This window comes from Saccharopolyspora rosea, from assembly GCF_025643595.1.
In the GTDB taxonomy this organism is placed as follows: Bacteria; Actinomycetota; Actinomycetes; order Mycobacteriales; family Pseudonocardiaceae; genus Saccharopolyspora; species Saccharopolyspora rosea.
On record NZ_CP102826.1, the window covers coordinates 2,582,329 to 2,597,689 of the forward strand.

A 15,361-nucleotide genomic window follows, 5' to 3' on the forward strand; every position below is an offset into this window, starting at 1 on the left:
AGCGGCGAACCGAACAACCGACCGACCGACAGGCTGGGACGATGCGCACCGAACACCCCTCGATCACCACCGCCATCACCGCGGACCTGCTGCGCGGCGCGCTCGATGTGCAGCGCACCGAACGCGGCGTGCTGCCGCACCGGCTGCCCGCGTGGGCCCGTGCGCAGTGCGCGGACGGGCAGCTGGCCATGGCGGAGTCGCAACCTTCCGGCGTGCGGCTGGTGCTGCGCACCCGGGCCACGGTGGTCGAACTGGACGCGGTGCCCACCAAACGGGTCTACGCGGGTGTGCCGCCCCGTCCCGACGGGGTGTACGACCTGCTCGTCGACGGTCGCCCGGCCGGTCAGGGCAGCATCACCGGCGGCGACGTGCTGCACATCGACATGACCACCGGCACCTCCGAGGTCCAGCCCGGACCGGTCGGCACGGTGCGCTTCACCGGCCTGCCCGACCGCGCCAAGGACGTCGAGATCTGGTTGCCGCACGACGAGACCACCGAACTCGTCGCGCTGCGCACCGATGCTCCCGTCGAACCGGCACCGGACCCGGGCCGGGCGGTGTGGCTGCACCACGGCAGTTCGATCAGCCACGGCTCGAACGCCGCGAGCCCCACCACCACCTGGCCCGCGCTGGCCGCCCGCCTCGGCGGCGTCGAGCTGATCAACCTGGGACTGGGCGGCAGCGCCCTGCTCGACCCGTTCACCGCCCGCACGCTGCGCGACACCCCGGCGGAGCTGATCAGCCTCAAGATCGGCATCAACCTGGTCAACGCCGACCTGATGCGGCTGCGCGCCTTCACCCCGGCCGTGCACGGCTTCCTCGACACCATCCGCGAAGGGCATCCGGACACGCCGCTGCTGGTCATCTCGCCGCTGCACTGCCCGATCCACGAGGACACGCCCGGACCCTGCGCGCCGGATTTCAGCGCCCTGCGCAGCGGCCAGCTGCGGTTCCGGGCCACGGGCGATCCGGCGGAGCGCGCCGCCGGGAAGCTGACGCTGGGCGTCATCCGCGACGAGCTGGCCCGGATCGCCGCACAGCGGGCTGCCGACGATCCGAACCTGCACCACCTCGACGGCCGCGAGCTCTACGGCGCGGCGGACTCCGCCGAACTGCCGCTGCCCGACGACCTCCACCCCGACGCCGCCGCGCACCGCCGCATCGGCGAACGCTTCGCCGAACTGGCCTTCGGTCCCGGCGGACCGTTCGCCGACCGCGGCCGCGCGACCTCGTGATCGTCCGCCACTCGGGACAGGACGGCTGGTGCGGGCCGCTCGCCGACGGGGTCGATGCTCTAGCCGTCCGTTTCGCCCGGCGGCAAGGTCGACTCCGTGTGCCGCCGCCCGCGGGCGACGCGACGTGCCGCGGCGCTACGATCAGCGAAACGAACGAATCCGCGGGCAAATCGTTCGTTTCGCAGAACGACCGCAGGAGAGGAGCGCCCGGTGGAGACGGAGTCGGTGCGGGACACGTTGGCGGCGAACCTCCGGCGCGCCCGGGTCGAGCGGGGCCTGTCGCTGTCGGAGGTGTCGCGCCGCTCCTCGATCGGCAAGTCGACGTTGTCGCAGCTGGAGGCCGGGGCCGGCAACCCCACGATCGAGACGGTGTTCAGCCTGTCCCGGGCGCTGGAGCTGCCCATCTCCGAACTGCTGGACACCAGCCGGGACACCGGGATGACCGTGGTGCGCGCCGCCGAGCTCGACGTGCTCAGCGGCGAGGCCGTCGACCTGCGGATGCTGCGCCGCATCGAGCTCGACGACGCGATCGTGGAGGTCTACGACCAGCAGGTCAGGGCGGAGGGCAGCCAGCGGTCGCTCGGGCACGTCGGCACCGAGCACACGATCGTGCAGGCCGGGCGGCTGCGGGTCGAGGTGCAGGGCGGCACCGCCGATCTCGGTCCGGGCGACTGCGTGGCCTTCGACGCCACCCAGCCGCACAGCTACACCGCCCTGGACGGCCCGGTGCGCTCGGTGCTGCTGCTGCAGTACCGGCCCGGGAACCGGCTCGACCTCTCCGGGCGGCACGGCCTGCTCGGCGAGTGAGGGCCCGTCTTCGAACTCGTCGCGGGTGGGGGCCGGTGGCGGCACCGGCGAATCCGGTGTGACCGTTGACACTCCGATGGCGCGAGTCCTAACCTCCGACCGTTCGTTTCGAAGAACGGTGGGGTTCGATGAGCGGAACGCGCATCGTGGTGCTGGGAGCCGGCATCGTCGGCTCCGCCTGCGCCCGCGAACTCGCCGCCGGCGGGTTCGAGGTGCTCGTGGTGGACCGCCACCGCCCGGCCGGGGCCACGACCGCGCACGGCGAGGGCAACGTCCTGGTCTCCGACAAGGGCGACGGTCCGGAACTGCGGCTGGCGCAGCTGTCCCGGCGGCTGTGGCCGGAAGTGCTCGCGGAACTGGACGCCGACCGCGTCGAATGGGACCCGAAGGGCGGCATCGTCGTCGCCACCACCGAGACCGGCGCCGCCGATCTCGCGGCGTTCGCCGCCGAGCAGCGCGCGGCCGGGGTGGCCGCCGAGCCGCTGGAGGCGGCCGAACTCGCCGCCGCGGAACCGCACCTGACCCGCGAGGTCACCGCGGCCTACCACTACCCCGAGGACGCCCAGGTGCAGCCGGTGGCCGCGGCCACCGCGCTGCTGTCGGCCGCGATGGCCGCGGGCGCCCGGCTGCGCACCGGGTGCGAGGTCACCGCGGCGATCGTCCGGGGCGGCCGGATCGCCGGAGTCCGCACCTCGCGCGGCGATCTGCACGCCGACGCCGTGGTCAACGCGTGCGGGCCGTGGGCGGGCGCGGTGTCGGCGGCGCTCGGCGCGCCGGTGGACGTCCGGCCGCGGCGCGGCGAAGTGCTCGTCACCACCCCGCTGCCGCCCACCGTGTTCCACAAGGTCTACGACGCCGACTACGTCGGCGCGGTCGGCAGCAGCGACGCGCAGCTGCAGACCTCGGCGGTGGTGGAGTCGACGCGGGGCGGCACGGTGCTGCTCGGTTCCTCGCGGCGCCAGGTCGGCTTCGACGACCGGATCCGCCCGCACGTGCTGTCCGCGATCGCGTCCCGCGCGCTGCGGCTGTTCCCGTGCCTGGCCGACGTTCCGGTGATGCGCGCCTACGGCGGGTTCCGCCCGTACGTCCCGGACCACCTGCCGGTGATCGGCCCGGACCCGCGCCTGCCGGGCCTGTGGCACGGCACCGGGCACGAAGGCGCGGGCATCGGCCTGTCGGTGGGAACGGCGCGCGTGCTGCACGACCTGATCCGCGGCCGCGCCCCCGACATCGACGTCGACCCGTTCCGGGTGGACCGACCCGGAGTTCTCGGCGCAGGAGGAGCGAAGTGAGCCCACGACTCGTCCCCGAACACCAGGACCGCACCGGCAGGCGGGACGTCCCGCTGCGGATCACCGTCGACGGCGACCCGGTGGAGGGCATCGCCGGGCAGAGCATCGCCGGGGTCCTGCTCGGCGCGGGGCGGCAGACGTGGCGCACCGCCGCCTCGGGCGCCCGCAAGGGCGTGTTCTGCGGCATCGGCGTGTGCTTCGAATGCCTGGTCGCGGTGAACGGCGAGCGCGACGTGCGGGCGTGCCGCCGCCGCGCGCAGGACGGCGACGACGTGCGGACCCAGTCGCGGGCGGAGACGGGCCGATGACCCGCCACGTGCTGGTGGTCGGCGCCGGACCCGCCGGGCTGGCGGCGGCCGAGGCGGCGTTGCGGGCGGGCGCCCCGGTGACCCTGCTCGACTCCGCGGACCAGCCCGGCGGGCAGTACCACCGGATGCTCCCCGAGGCGTACGCCGCGCGGGATCCGCAGCGCGTGCAGCACGGCTGGAACGCGTTCGACCGGCAGCGCCGCGCCGTGCTCGGGCATCCGCGGTGCACGTGGTGGCCGCGGACTTCGGTGTGGACGCTGGAGCAGCGCGACGCCGGGCCGCCCCGGGTGCACGTGCTGCGCGGGGGAGTGGACGGCGAGGGACGGCGGCGCGAGGTCGTCGAACCGGACGCGCTGGTGCTCGCCCCGGGGGCGCACGACCGGGTCCTGCCGTTCCCCGGCTGGGACCTGCCGGGCGTGTGCACCGCGGGCGCCGCGCAGGCGTTCGCCAAGGGCGAGCGGGTCGTCCTCGGCGACCGCGTGGTGGTCGCCGGGACGGGCCCGTTCCTGCTGCCGGTGGCCGCGTCGCTGATGGAGGCGGGCTCGCACGTCGTCGAGGTGCTCGAAGCCAACCCGGTGTCCACAGTGGCCGGTGGTTGGGCCGGTCGGCCGTGGGAACTGCTCCCGCACGCGGCGAAAGCACGGGAACTCGCCGAACACGCGTGGGACCTGCTGCGCCACCGCACCCCGTACCGGACCGGCCGCGCGGTGGTGGCCGCGCGCGGCGACGGTCGGGTGGCCGAAGTCGTGACCGCGCGGCTGCGGCCCGACTGGTCGCCCGTCCCGGGAACGGAGCGCACCACGGCGGTGGACGCGGTGTGCGTCGGCCACGGATTCGTCCCGCAGCTGGAGTTGTTCGTCTCGGCCGGGTGCGCGCTGCGCGACGGGTTCGTCGCGGTCGGCGCCGACCAGCGCACCAGCACCGACGGCGTGTTCGCGGCCGGGGAGGTCACCGGCATCGCCGGCGCCCCGGCCGCCCGCGCCGAGGGCGCCATCGCCGGCTGGTGCGCGGCCGGCGGCGATCCCGCCGCCCTGCGCTCCGAGCTGCGGCACCGGGACCGGGGACGCGCGTTCGCGCGGCGGTTGCTGCGGGCCCACCCCGTCGGACCCGGCTGGGTGCAGTGGCTGCACCCGGACACCGTGGTGTGCCGCTGCGAGGAGACCACCTGCGGCGATCTCCGCAGGGCGCTGGCCGAACCGGGCGGCTCCGGTGCGCGGGCGGTCAAACTCGCCACCAGGGCGGGACTCGGACCGTGCCAGGCGCGGATGTGCGGCGGCGCGGTCGCCGAACTGGCCCGCAGGTCCGGTGGGCAAGAGGCGTTCGGGCACGCGAGACCGATCGCGCAGCCGGTCCGGTTGGGCGAACTGGCCTCGGCAACGGCGGAAGAGGAGGAGCGCTGATGGGCAACAACGTCGGGCTGGGCGGAGTCGTGGTCGCCACCGCACTGCCCTACACCGAGGACGCCGCCGCCCCGGCGGGGCTGGCGGTGGACTACGACCGCTACGCCGAGCACTGCCGGTGGTTGGTGGACAACGGCTGCCGCGGGGTCGGGCCGAACGGCTCGCTGGGCGAGTACTCCTCGCTGACCGACGAGGAACGCCGCCGCACCGCCCGGACCGCCGTCGACGCGGTCGGATCCGACGGCGTGGTGATCGTCGGCGTGCACGGCGTCGGTGCGCACCAGGCCAAGCACTGGGCGGAACTCGCGGCCGAGGACGGCGCGCACGGCGTGCTGTGCCTGCCGCCGACGATGTACCGGGCCAACCGCGGGGAGATCCTCGCGCACTACGAGGCGGTGAACTCGGTCGGGCTGCCGATCATGGTCTACAACAACCCGATCGACACCAAGGTCGACCTCACCCCCGACCTGCTCGCCGAGATCGCCCGGCTGGACAACGTGGTGGCGGTCAAGGAGTTCTCCGGCGACGTCCGCCGGGTGCTGCAGATCAAGGAACTGGCACCGGACCTGGAGGTCATCGGCGGCGCCGACGACGTCGTGCTGGAAAGCCTGCTGATGGGCGCCACGGGCTGGTTCGCCGGTTTCCCCAACGTGTTCCCGGCGGAGTCGGTGGAACTGTTCGAACTGGCGACCGCGGGCAAGCTCGCCGAGGCCCGCGCGCTGTACGAACCGCTGGTCGCGGCGTTCCGCTGGGACTCGCGCACCGAGTTCGTGCAGGCCATCAAGCTGGGCATGGAACAGGTCGGTCGCTACGGCGGTCCGTGCCGCCCGCCGCGCGGACCGCTGGTCGGCGAACACCGCGACCAGGTCCTGGCCGACATGCGCCGCGCGATCACCGCGCTCCGGGAGCGTGCGTGATGCGCTCGGTCCGCACGATCAGCGCGGTCGACTCCCACACCGAGGGGATGCCGACCAGGGTGGTGACCGGCGGTGTGGGGCCGGTCCCCGGCGACAGCATGGCGCAGCGGCGCCGGTACTTCATCGAGCACCTCGACGACCTGCGCCGGTTCCTGGTGGACGAACCGCGCGGACACCCGGCGATGAGCGGCGCGATCCTGCAACCGCCCACCCGTCCCGACGCCGACTGGGGCGTGCTCTACATCGAGGTCAGCGGTATGCTGCCGATGTGCGGGCACGGCACCATCGGGGTCGCCACGGTGCTGGTGGAAACCGGGATGGTGCCCGTCACCGAACCGGAGACCGCGGTGCGGCTGGACACCCCAGCCGGGCTCGTCGAAGCGCGCGTGGCGGTCCGCGACGGCACGGCCGAACGGGTCACCCTGCGCAACGTCGACTCGTTCGCGGTCGCACTCGACGCCGAAGTGCCGGTGCCGGGCCTGGGGCGGGTCCGCTACGACATGGCCTACGGCGGCAACTTCTACGCCATCGTCGAACTCGACGACCTCGGCCTGCCGTTCGACCGGTCCCGCAAGGACGAGATCCTCGACGCCGGACTGCGGATCATGGCTGCGGTCAACGAGCACGACCGGCCGCGGCATCCGGTGGACGAACTGGTCGCCGGGTGCAAGCACGTGCAGTTCGTCGCCCCGGACTCCACCGCGCGGCACTCGCGCAACGCGATGGCGATCCACCCCGGGTGGTTCGACCGTTCTCCGTGCGGCACCGGGACTTCCGCGCGGATGGCGCAGCTGCACGCGCGCGGCGAACTGGCCATCGGAGCGGAGTTCGTCAACGAGTCGTTCATCGGCACCCGGTTCACCGGTCGGCTCGTCGCGGAGACCAGCGTCGGCGGCGTGCCCGCGGTCGTGCCCGAGTTCTCCGGCCGCGCCTGGATCACGGGGACGGCGAACTACCTGCTGGATCCCGCGGATCCGTTCCCCGCCGGGTTCACCCTCTGAACCCGGCCGCTGCCAGCTGTTCCTCCCAACTCACCGGAAGGGGCCGACATGTCCCTGATCAACCGGGTGGACGACGCCGGAACGAGCAGGAGACGGCTGTTCTCCCGCTCCGGGATGTTCCGGCTGAAACCGATCGGTTCCGACGAACCCGAGCACGGCGGTTTCCAGCGCAGCATGGGCCTGTGGCAACTGGTCGCGCTCAGCCTCGGCGGCCTGGTCGGCGCCGGGGTGTTCTCCCTCGCGGGCGTCGTAGCCCACGACCACGCCGGGCCCGGGGTCCTGCTGTCGTTCCTCATCGCCATCGTCGCCAGCGCGGCCGCCGCGCTGTGCTACGCCGAATTCGCCGGAATGGTCCCGGGATCCGGCTCCGCCTACACCTACCTCTACGCCTCGCTCGGCGAGGTGGTCGGCTGGGCGGTCGGCTGGGACCTGCTGCTGGAGTACACCGCGATCGTCGCGGTGGTGGCGATCTCGGTGTCCGGCTACTTCGCCTACCTCCTGGAGCAGGTCGGGCTGCACCTGCCCGCCTGGTCGCTGGGCGCTTCGGGCACCGGTGCCGGGCACCGGGTCGACCTGTTCGCGGCACTGCTGTGCCTGCTGCTGGCGTTCGTGCTGTCCCGGGGCACCCGGGAGTCGGCGCGGTTCGAGACGGTCTTGGTGGTGCTGAAGATCGTCATCGTCGGCGTCGTCGTGGTGGCCGGCGCCTTCCACCTCGCGGCGGGCAACTACAGCCCGTTCCTGCCTTTCGGGCTCGGCGGGGCGGTCACCGGTGCGGCGACGGTGTTCTTCGCCGTGTACGGCTACGACGCGATGAGCGCGGCCGCCGAGGAGAGCAAGCAGGCGAAGACGTTGCTGCCCAAGGCGATCGTGGTGTCGCTGGGCATCGCCGCCGTCATCTACCTGCTGGTGTGCCTGGTGCTGGTCGGCATGCAGGACTACCGCGACATCGACACCGCGAGCCCGTTCTCCAGCGCGCTGGCCTCGGTGGGCCTGGCCGGACTGGGCACGGTGGTCGCGGTCGGCGGCATCCTCGGCATCACGACGTCGGCGTTCGCGAACATGCTCGCGGTGTCGCGGGTGTGGTTCGCGATGAGCCGCGACGGCCTGCTGCCGGCCTACTTCGCCCGCAACCACCCGAAGCGGCAGGTGCCGACCAGGGTCATCTGGCCCGTCGGCGTCGGTTCGGCGCTGATCGCCGGGTTCCTGCCGATCGGGGAAGCGGCGGAGCTGACCAACATCGGTATCCTGGCCGCGTTCGTGCTGGTGGCCGTGTCGGTGGTGGTGCTGCGCCGGACCCGGCCGGACCAGCCCCGGACGTTCCGCACCCCGCTGGTGCCGCTGGTCCCCGCGATCGGGGTGGTCTTCTCGCTGTGGCTGATCACCAACCTGGAGCCGGTGACCTGGCTGCGCTTCGGCGGCTGGATGGTCCTCGGGCTGGTGGTCTACTTCCTGTTCGGCTACCGGCGTTCCGCGGAACGCGCGAAGGCGCGCGTGCGATGAACGGCGCGGGGGACACCCGCCGGACGAGCGTCTACATCGGACTCGGAGGGCCGCGGTGGCGGGTTCGTCGTGGCAGCGGGCGGGATGTTCGAGATCACCCCGCGGAAAGCGGTGCGCGGGCGGGAGCTCTGCACCGCTGGGATGGTGTGCGCGCCGCAGCCCCCGCCCGCTCGCGTTCACAGGTTCCCGCTGCGAGCGTCCTCCCCGATGTTCACGGCAGCACGGTGTTTCACCGGCCGTGCGCGCACGGGAGTGCTCGCCGGAACCTGTTGGCTCACTTGTAGGTGATGACCGCGTACTCGCCGTCCGCCCTGGGCTCGCACTGGCCACCGATGAAGCCGGGGTCCTTGGAGTGGTCCATCAGAGCCTGGCCGCACTGGTCCTGGTTGGCGAACGGCCCGTAAGCCACGTCGTGCGCGGCGAGCGCGGTACCGGCGCCCAGCAGGGCAACAGTGGCGCCGCTGGCGCAGAAAGTCAGTGCGGCAACGCTCTTGCGAACTCGCATGAAAAACACCTTATGACTTGGATTCGGATTCAACTGACGACCGATGTCGTCGCAGCAGACGCTACGCAGGAGCGGGCACCTGCGACCGACCGATCACCGAGCGCGGAGGGAAACCCCTCGTTGACTTCCCGGTGAACGGCACCAGAGGGGCGCAAACGGACCGTCGCACCAGCGATCTGGGGGTGCGACGAACCGGATCCGGCGGTCACGCGTCGTCTGCCCGGCCCCGCCCCCGAACTCCCCGGGGCCGTGCGACGGGGAGGGCCACGGAGCTGGCGAACGAACGGCCGTTGATCGATTTTCCGGTTCGCTGCCGGGTTTTCCGCCGGACTGGGGCGCCGCCGCTCAGGGGTGCGAGGTCGTCGCCGGGGCGGGCAGGCGGCCGAGCGTGGTGGCGAGGTCGTCCAGGCTCGTGTTGATCGTGCGGAGATCGGCCGCGCACCGGTTCGGGTCCGAGGTCTGGGCGTCGCACCGCTGGGCGGTGAAGTCGGCCGTGGTGTTCACGATGGTCGTGGCCAGGGGGTTCACGTGCTCGGCGACCGCGGGCTGGTCCGAGACATCCCCTCGCGCGGCGAGGCCGACGTTGCGCAGCTGGGTCATGTAGCGGCCCGCGCAGTCGCGGTAGACGGTGTGGGGCTCGCGGGTGTAGCAGGGGTCGTGCCGGATCAGGGTGATCTTGGTCTGCAGGTCGGCCAGCGACGTGCTCACACCGTGCCGCTGCTGGGACCCCGTCTCGCCGAACTCCCGACCGCACCCGGCGGCCAGCAGCACCAGCACCACGGCGAGCACCCGACCACCGAGCCGCACGGCGTTCCTGGCGCGCTGAGTCATCATGCCCTCCCGCCAGCACCGTACCCGTCCCGGTGCGGACGCGAGCGGAGGGGACCGGTCGTCCCGGAGTGGGAGGCGGCGCCCGGTGCGGGTATCCCGATGGGGACCGAGCGCGTGGAGGGGAGGGCGACGATGACCACGTCCACCGAGAGCCAGGAGAGGGTGCGTCCGCGCCTGCTCAGCACCACGGCACCAGCGGCGGTGGTGCTGATCCGCATCGTGGTGGGCGCGATCTTCCTGTCCGAGGGCATCCAGAAGTTCCTGTTCCCGGCCAAGCTGGGGCCCGGACGTTTCGCGACCCAGACGCCGCTGCCCGACCCGGCGGCGTGGGCCTACCTCGACGGCGCGTTCGAGATCGGCTGCGGCGTGCTGATCATCCTGGGGCTGCTGACCAGGCTCGCGACCATCCCGATGATCATCGACATGGTGGGTGCGGAGGTGTTCACCAAGGTCCCGGTGCTGATCCACCACGGGTTCTGGCAGTACGCCAGCGACGCCCGCGCCGAGCTGAGCCAGTTCTTCGGCCTGGTCTTCCTGCTCATCGTCGGCGGCGGGGCGTGGTCGTTGGACGCGCTGCTGACGTCCCGGGCGGCCCGGCGCCGCTGACGTAGCCTGTCCGCATGTCCCGCGGCATCGAGTACCGCAGCTCCTTCGGCTGGTCCGCCGAGCAGGTGTTCGAGGTCCTGGTGGACCGCGACTACCTGGAAGAACGACTCCGCGCGCTCGGCGGCGACAACGAACTGGTCGAACACGCGGTGACCGAGAGCGGCGCGCGCTTCCGGATCAACCAGGCGGTGCGCGCCGAGGTCATCCCGTCGATCGCGCGCCCGATCGTCGGCGGGCGCCTGGTGATCGCTCGGCGCGAGGAGTGGCACCGCCAGGACGACGGGAGCTTCGCGGGCACCGTGACGGCGGGTGCCGCGGTGGTGCCGAACGCGATCACGGCCGCGCAGCGGTTGCGCGACCTGCCGTCGGAGGAACGCGCCTGCGAACACGTCGTGGAGGGCGACGTCCGGGTCGACGTCCCGTTCGTCGGGGGCAAGTTGGAAGACCTCTTCGCCGGGGAAGTGCGCGGGCTGCTCGACAGCGAGCACCGGTTCACCGTCGACTGGCTCTCCCGGCGCTGACGACCACCGCCACAGTCCTCAGAGGACGTCAGGACTCGCCAGAGCACGTTGTGCGAGGCGGTGCCGGTGGCCCAACCCCAGCGGCGGTGCCGGTTGCGAGACCGCTCACCGAAAGAGAAGGCGGCTGGCGCCGCTTGCCACGCCTGTTCCGGGAGCAGGTTTCACAGACGGGCACTCAGCGGTCGACACACCTCCCGGGCCGCTCGCGTGCGCCGATCCGGACCCCGCTCTTCGCGTCACGTGCCGGTTCACCGGGGCGGCCCGAGTCGTTGCAGCGCCTCGGCGGCGACGTCGTGGGCGGTCCTCTCCAGTTCTTCGGGCGGTCTCCGGACGTCGCTGCCGTCGTCGTGGGAGCCCATGCCCTGGTAGGAGATCGTGATTTCGGCGTTGGCTTCGCGGAAGTAGAACACGGCCCGTTGGAGCCCGAGGCGTTCGTGGTAGAGCTGCCCCGACTGGTCGCCCAACCCCAGGCCGGGGGGAGGTGCCTGCATCCGCTTGTCGCGGAACTGCAGGTCGGTGCCGGTTTTCGCGAGCCCCGCATCAGGCGAGCCGTCCTGCCGAAGGTTGAGCGCGACGTCCACCCTGAGGACGACCGATGCCGTCCTGCCCCACTCGGGAGCGGCAGCAAACCCGATGTTGCGCCATTCGCAAGCTTGGGAACCGATGCCGCTGCCGGCGTCGCGGTCCGGCGGCTGGTAGCCGCTGCGCTGAGGTTCGGTGGAGCCGACCAGCCGGACGGCGGTCTCCGGTCGGACGAGAGCGCACGGATCGGGCGGCGGCTCGCGGTACCCCGGAGCAGGGGGCGGTGCAGCGGCGCAGGAAACGAGTGTGCACGCGGCAGCCACTCCTGCTGCTATCCGAACCGCGTTGGTCAGCTCCGACACCGCACGTCCTCTCGTTCCGGGCGACTGACGAGTCCAGGGCGAGCTACTGCAGGAAGCTGTCGGGTTCCTCGAAGAACTCGTCCTCGTTCACCTCGTCGGAGCGGGTTTCGACGCGATCGCCGGTCTGCTCGAAATCCAGCTCCTCCGCGGCCCGCCGCGCGGCGGCGTTCGCGGCCCGGAGTTCGTCCGCCAGGTGGGTCTCGTTGCAGTCCCCGCACGTACCGGGTTCTATCCGGACCCGCTCCAGCCGTCCCAGGGAATCCACCCACACCGTGACGGCGCCGGAAGGAGAGGTACCTCTGAACGCACCGTCGATGACCGCCCGTGGATCCTGCCGGGCCTTCTCCAGGGTTCGGCCGAGCCGCTGCATCGATTCCTCGATGCGGTGCTGTGCGTCCATTTCTCCTTCTTCCCGACTCACTTCAGGACCCCCAGCAGTTCGGTGCACTCCCGAACCACCCCGTCGACCGCCGTCTGCCTTTGCTCGACGCCCTTCATGATGGCGTTGGCCAGTCCGATGACGCTGAATATGGCGGTGAGGATCGCGGCGATGAGTGCCGCGATCTTGGTGACGGTGATGTCCGGGAAGATGGCCAGGCTGCCCGCGACACCGGCGAGTGCCGAGATGACCCCACCGAACCCGGCTATTGTCGTGATGGTCTCCGTGATCGTCGTTTCCAGTGCTTTCGCGAGCTGTTCAAGCGCCTTCGACATCTCTTCAGCGGGGCTGACGAGCTTGTGGATCGCATCCTTGAGGGAGTCGAGTTGTGTTCTGAACGCGATGAAATCCTGCCCGTCCCAGCCTTCGGAGATGTAGGACCCGACGGAGTCGATCGCCAACGCAGCACTCTCGGCGGCATGCCTGAGGCTTCCTTCTCGATCAGGGTTTCCCCATTTTTCGTCGGCCACCTTCCTGATCTCCTGAATGTCGATCTCCCGGATGGCCACGAGCTGTCCGGTGATCGGGTTGATCCGCTGGCCCGGGCCGGGTTCGGGGAGGACGCGAACCACGTTGTCGAGATCTCCCGTCACTTTCCAGAAGTCGCCGGAGACGTGGTCGAGGGGGTTTCGCATGTCAACTCCGCGCATGGCGTTTCGGTGAATACGAATTGGTCAACGGGGCGGCTCGCCCAGCTCGCCCCGGAGACGGACGAACCCCTGGGCGGCGCGTTCTTCGCGAGCCAGGTATTCGTCGGCCGACCTCTTGACGTTGACCGACAACTCCTCGGCGGCCTCGCCGGCAGCCTTGATGAACCTGTCGACCGCCTCCGACGCGCTCCGGTAAGGGCGTCTGACCTGGGTGGCGATCTGCATGTGCACCGTTTCGAGCGGATCGGTGACGGCTTGTTCGCCGGTCGGGGGTGGCACCGCGTCTTCGAGGGCCGCGGCGGACGGGAAGTCCGTGCCCCCGAGCGTGATGGTGTCGGCGATTTCGCGAATTCTGCGCGACGCCGCCACCATGACGTCGTACTTGTTCCTGATCGACTCGTCCATCCCCGCCCCCATTGCAGCCGTCCTCCCCGTGCCTCGATCACGGTAACGGAGCGTCCGCGGGTAGATCACCGCATGACTGCTCATTACCCGGATGGAGTACGGGATGGCGCACTGGGAAGTCCACTGTGGATGATGCGGTCCGGGGGCGCGCGGCGGCGGGGCGAGGGCGGCTATGCTGCACGGCGATTGGTGACGATTTGGGGTCCGCGTGCCGTTCGGGCTCGTCCGCGCGGATCGCTCGAATGGAGGCACGATGCCGGATTCTCCGCAGTTCCCCAGGACCGCGCCGGATGCGGCGCCGGTCCAATCCGGTGAGGTGGACGTGAAACGGCCCTCCGCCGCTCGGGCGTACGACTACTACCTCGGCGGTAGTTCGAACTTCGGGGTCGACCGCGAGTTCGGCGCCCGCGTCCTGGAACAGGTCCCGTTCGTCCGCACCTTCGCGGTGACGAACCGGTCCTTCCTGCGCCGCGCGGTGAGGTGGTTGTGCGAGCAGGGCGTCGACCAGTTCCTGGACATCGGGTCCGGCATCCCCACCGTCGGGAACGTCCACGAGGTCGCCCAGCAGGCGAACCCGCGGGCTCGCACGGTCTACGTGGACCACGAACCGGTCGCCGTGCGGCACGCCGCCGCCATCCTCGACTCGGCCGACCCCGACCGGACGCGCACCGACGTCCTGCAGGCCGATCTGCGCGACCCGGACGGGATCCTCGGTTCGCCGGTCACGCGGAGCCTCATCGACTTCTCCCGGCCGGTGGGCCTGCTGATCGTGGCGACCATGCACTTCATCGGCCCCGGCGACCGCCCCGTGGAGCTGATGGCCCGCTACCGCGACGCGCTGCCGTCGGGCTCGTTCCTCGCGATGTCGCACCTGACCGTGGACGGGGTGACGGCGGAAATGCTGGAGCAGGGCCGCATCCTGGAGCAGCTCTACGCCAACACCCCGAATCCCGGGTACTTCCGCGACCGCGCGGAGTTCGCCGCGCTGCTCGACGGGTACGAGCTGGTCGAACCGGGCCTGGTCTGGGTCCCGGAATGGCGACCCGACCAGCAGGAGTCGATCGAACCCGCCGCCAGCGCCACTCTCGCCGCAGTGGGCCGCAAGCCCTGAGAGCCTGTCGTTGCGATCTTCGCGCGTGGTGGCACCTCGTGCGTCAGCGTCAGCGCGCCGGGTGCTCGGCGGGGGCCAGGTCGAGCAGGACCATCGCGTCGTGGTCGGGTGTGCCGGGTTCGGCGTGGTAGGCGACGAGGCGGTGTCCCGGGGTGCCGGCCAGTTCCATGCCCTGGTAGCCGAGGGTGAGTCGCCCGACGTCCGGGTGGCGGTAGCTCTTGCGGCCGTGGGCGCGGCCCTTGATGTCGTAGTACTCCCAGAGGCGGGCGAACTCCGGGCTCGCGTCCCGGAGTTCGTCGATGAGGCCGACGACGTCCGGGGCGTCCGGTTCGATGCCTGCCAGGGCGCGCAGCCGGGCCACGCAGCCGCGGAGCTGGTCGTCCCAGTGCTCGTAGAGCTCGCGGGCGGCGGGGTGCAGGAAGAGGTGGCGGATGGTGTTGCGCCGTTCGGCGGGCCAGTCGTCGATCCCCGCGAGCAGCCGCAGACCGCCCGGGTTCCACGCGAGCAGGTCGCCCGTGCGGCCGAGCACGTAGGCGGGGTTCGGCCGCAAGCTCTCCAGCAGCTGTCCGACGCCGGGTGGCAGGGTCCGGTCGGGTGCCCTCGGCGGGGACAGGGGCGGGCGGGCGGCGCGCGCGGCCAGGTCGCGCAGGTGTTCGTGCTCCTGCTCGTCGAGGAGCAGGGCGCGGGCGAGGGCGTCGATCACCGGCGTGCTCGGGCGGGTCTCCCTGCCGCGCTCCAGCCGGATGTAGTAGTCGATGCTGATCCCGGCGAGCCCGGCCAGTTCCTCGCGGCGCAGCCCGGGCGTGCGGCGCAGGCCCGGGCCGGGTGCGAGGCCGACGTCGGCGGGGGCGACCCGGGCGCGGCGCGCCCGCAGGAAGCGTCCCAGCTCGACACCGCTGCCGTGGTCCTGCCTGGTCATGCCGTCCATTGTGGCAGTACCCCGGGCCCG

The 15,361-nt window shown here is 71.8% G+C and carries 18 protein-coding genes; 11 read left to right on the plus strand and 7 right to left on the minus strand.

What is annotated here, in order from left to right; all coding sequences use genetic code 11:
- The first annotated feature begins 41 nt into the window (after nt 1-41).
- The 8 genes from NV263_RS11940 (at nt 42) to NV263_RS11975 (ending at nt 8,460) form a co-directional block, all read left to right on the plus strand.
- The gene (locus tag NV263_RS11940; protein ID WP_263253031.1) at nt 42-1,235 is read left to right on the plus strand and encodes a GDSL-type esterase/lipase family protein; all 1,194 of its coding nucleotides are present in this window, start codon (nt 42-44) and stop codon (nt 1,233-1,235) included.
- Between the two features lie 210 nt (nt 1,236-1,445).
- Nucleotides 1,446-2,042 (plus strand): helix-turn-helix domain-containing protein, encoded by a 597-nt coding sequence (locus tag NV263_RS11945; protein WP_263253033.1) that lies wholly within the window; start codon nt 1,446-1,448, stop codon nt 2,040-2,042.
- Nucleotides 2,043-2,170: 128 nt separating this feature from the next.
- On the plus strand, nt 2,171-3,334 hold the full coding sequence (locus NV263_RS11950) for an NAD(P)/FAD-dependent oxidoreductase (RefSeq protein WP_263253034.1): 1,164 nt from the start codon (nt 2,171-2,173) through the stop codon (nt 3,332-3,334).
- Nucleotides 3,331-3,642, plus strand: a complete 312-nt coding sequence (locus tag NV263_RS11955; RefSeq protein ID WP_263253035.1) for a (2Fe-2S)-binding protein — start codon at nt 3,331-3,333, stop codon at nt 3,640-3,642. Before NV263_RS11950 ends, NV263_RS11955 begins: the two co-directional genes overlap by 4 nt.
- The gene (locus NV263_RS11960; protein WP_263253037.1) at nt 3,639-5,042 is read left to right on the plus strand and encodes an FAD/NAD(P)-dependent oxidoreductase; all 1,404 of its coding nucleotides are present in this window, start codon (nt 3,639-3,641) and stop codon (nt 5,040-5,042) included. Before NV263_RS11955 ends, NV263_RS11960 begins: the two co-directional genes overlap by 4 nt.
- The gene (locus NV263_RS11965) at nt 5,042-5,959 is read left to right on the plus strand and encodes a dihydrodipicolinate synthase family protein (protein WP_263253039.1); all 918 of its coding nucleotides are present in this window, start codon (nt 5,042-5,044) and stop codon (nt 5,957-5,959) included. The genes NV263_RS11960 and NV263_RS11965 overlap by 1 nt, the downstream gene beginning before the upstream one ends.
- Nucleotides 5,959-6,960: a proline racemase family protein gene (locus NV263_RS11970; protein ID WP_263254167.1), complete on the plus strand. Its 1,002-nt coding sequence runs from the start codon at nt 5,959-5,961 to the stop codon at nt 6,958-6,960. The genes NV263_RS11965 and NV263_RS11970 overlap by 1 nt, the downstream gene beginning before the upstream one ends.
- 48 nt (nt 6,961-7,008) lie before the next feature.
- A complete protein-coding gene (locus NV263_RS11975; protein WP_263253040.1) occupies nt 7,009-8,460 on the plus strand; it encodes an amino acid permease in 1,452 nt (483 codons plus the stop codon).
- 274 nt (nt 8,461-8,734) lie between these two features.
- On the opposite strand, the gene NV263_RS11980 is transcribed toward NV263_RS11975, so the two are convergent.
- Both NV263_RS11980 and NV263_RS11985 read right to left on the minus strand, forming a co-directional pair.
- Nucleotides 8,735-8,965: a hypothetical protein gene (locus NV263_RS11980; RefSeq protein WP_263253042.1), complete on the minus strand. Its 231-nt coding sequence runs from the start codon at nt 8,963-8,965 to the stop codon at nt 8,735-8,737.
- 345 nt (nt 8,966-9,310) lie between these two features.
- Nucleotides 9,311-9,799 carry a hypothetical protein gene (locus NV263_RS11985; protein WP_263253044.1) on the minus strand — a complete coding sequence of 163 codons (489 nt, stop codon included), beginning with the start codon at nt 9,797-9,799 and terminating at the stop codon, nt 9,311-9,313.
- A 129-nt stretch (nt 9,800-9,928) separates the two neighbouring features.
- Between NV263_RS11985 and NV263_RS11990 the strand changes: the two genes are divergently transcribed.
- Together NV263_RS11990 and NV263_RS11995 are read left to right on the plus strand one after the other, a co-directional pair.
- Nucleotides 9,929-10,402 carry a DoxX family protein gene (locus NV263_RS11990; RefSeq protein ID WP_263253045.1) on the plus strand — a complete coding sequence of 158 codons (474 nt, stop codon included), beginning with the start codon at nt 9,929-9,931 and terminating at the stop codon, nt 10,400-10,402.
- Nucleotides 10,403-10,416: 14 nt separating this feature from the next.
- Nucleotides 10,417-10,923 carry a DUF2505 domain-containing protein gene (locus NV263_RS11995; protein ID WP_263253047.1) on the plus strand — a complete coding sequence of 169 codons (507 nt, stop codon included), beginning with the start codon at nt 10,417-10,419 and terminating at the stop codon, nt 10,921-10,923.
- Between the two features lie 248 nt (nt 10,924-11,171).
- Here NV263_RS11995 and NV263_RS12000 read toward each other — a convergent pair whose 3' ends face one another.
- The 4 genes from NV263_RS12000 to NV263_RS12015 form a co-directional block, all read right to left on the minus strand.
- The gene (locus NV263_RS12000; protein WP_263253049.1) at nt 11,172-11,504 is read right to left on the minus strand and encodes a hypothetical protein; all 333 of its coding nucleotides are present in this window, start codon (nt 11,502-11,504) and stop codon (nt 11,172-11,174) included.
- A gap of 346 nt (nt 11,505-11,850) precedes the next feature.
- Entirely contained in the window at nt 11,851-12,207 is a 357-nt protein-coding gene (locus NV263_RS12005; protein ID WP_263253051.1) for a YbaB/EbfC family nucleoid-associated protein, read from the minus strand.
- A 17-nt stretch (nt 12,208-12,224) separates the two neighbouring features.
- Nucleotides 12,225-12,881 (minus strand): WXG100 family type VII secretion target, encoded by a 657-nt coding sequence (locus NV263_RS12010; RefSeq protein ID WP_263253053.1) that lies wholly within the window; start codon nt 12,879-12,881, stop codon nt 12,225-12,227.
- Between the two features lie 39 nt (nt 12,882-12,920).
- Nucleotides 12,921-13,301, minus strand: a complete 381-nt coding sequence (locus tag NV263_RS12015) for a hypothetical protein (protein ID WP_263253055.1) — start codon at nt 13,299-13,301, stop codon at nt 12,921-12,923.
- Nucleotides 13,302-13,554: 253 nt separating this feature from the next.
- On the opposite strand from NV263_RS12015, the gene NV263_RS12020 reads away from it, so the two are divergent.
- Nucleotides 13,555-14,412, plus strand: a complete 858-nt coding sequence (locus tag NV263_RS12020) for an SAM-dependent methyltransferase (RefSeq protein WP_263253057.1) — start codon at nt 13,555-13,557, stop codon at nt 14,410-14,412.
- Nucleotides 14,413-14,461: 49 nt separating this feature from the next.
- On the opposite strand, the gene NV263_RS12025 is transcribed toward NV263_RS12020, so the two are convergent.
- Nucleotides 14,462-15,331 carry a helix-turn-helix transcriptional regulator gene (locus NV263_RS12025; RefSeq protein ID WP_263253059.1) on the minus strand — a complete coding sequence of 290 codons (870 nt, stop codon included), beginning with the start codon at nt 15,329-15,331 and terminating at the stop codon, nt 14,462-14,464.
- Nucleotides 15,332-15,361: the final 30 nt, after the last annotated feature.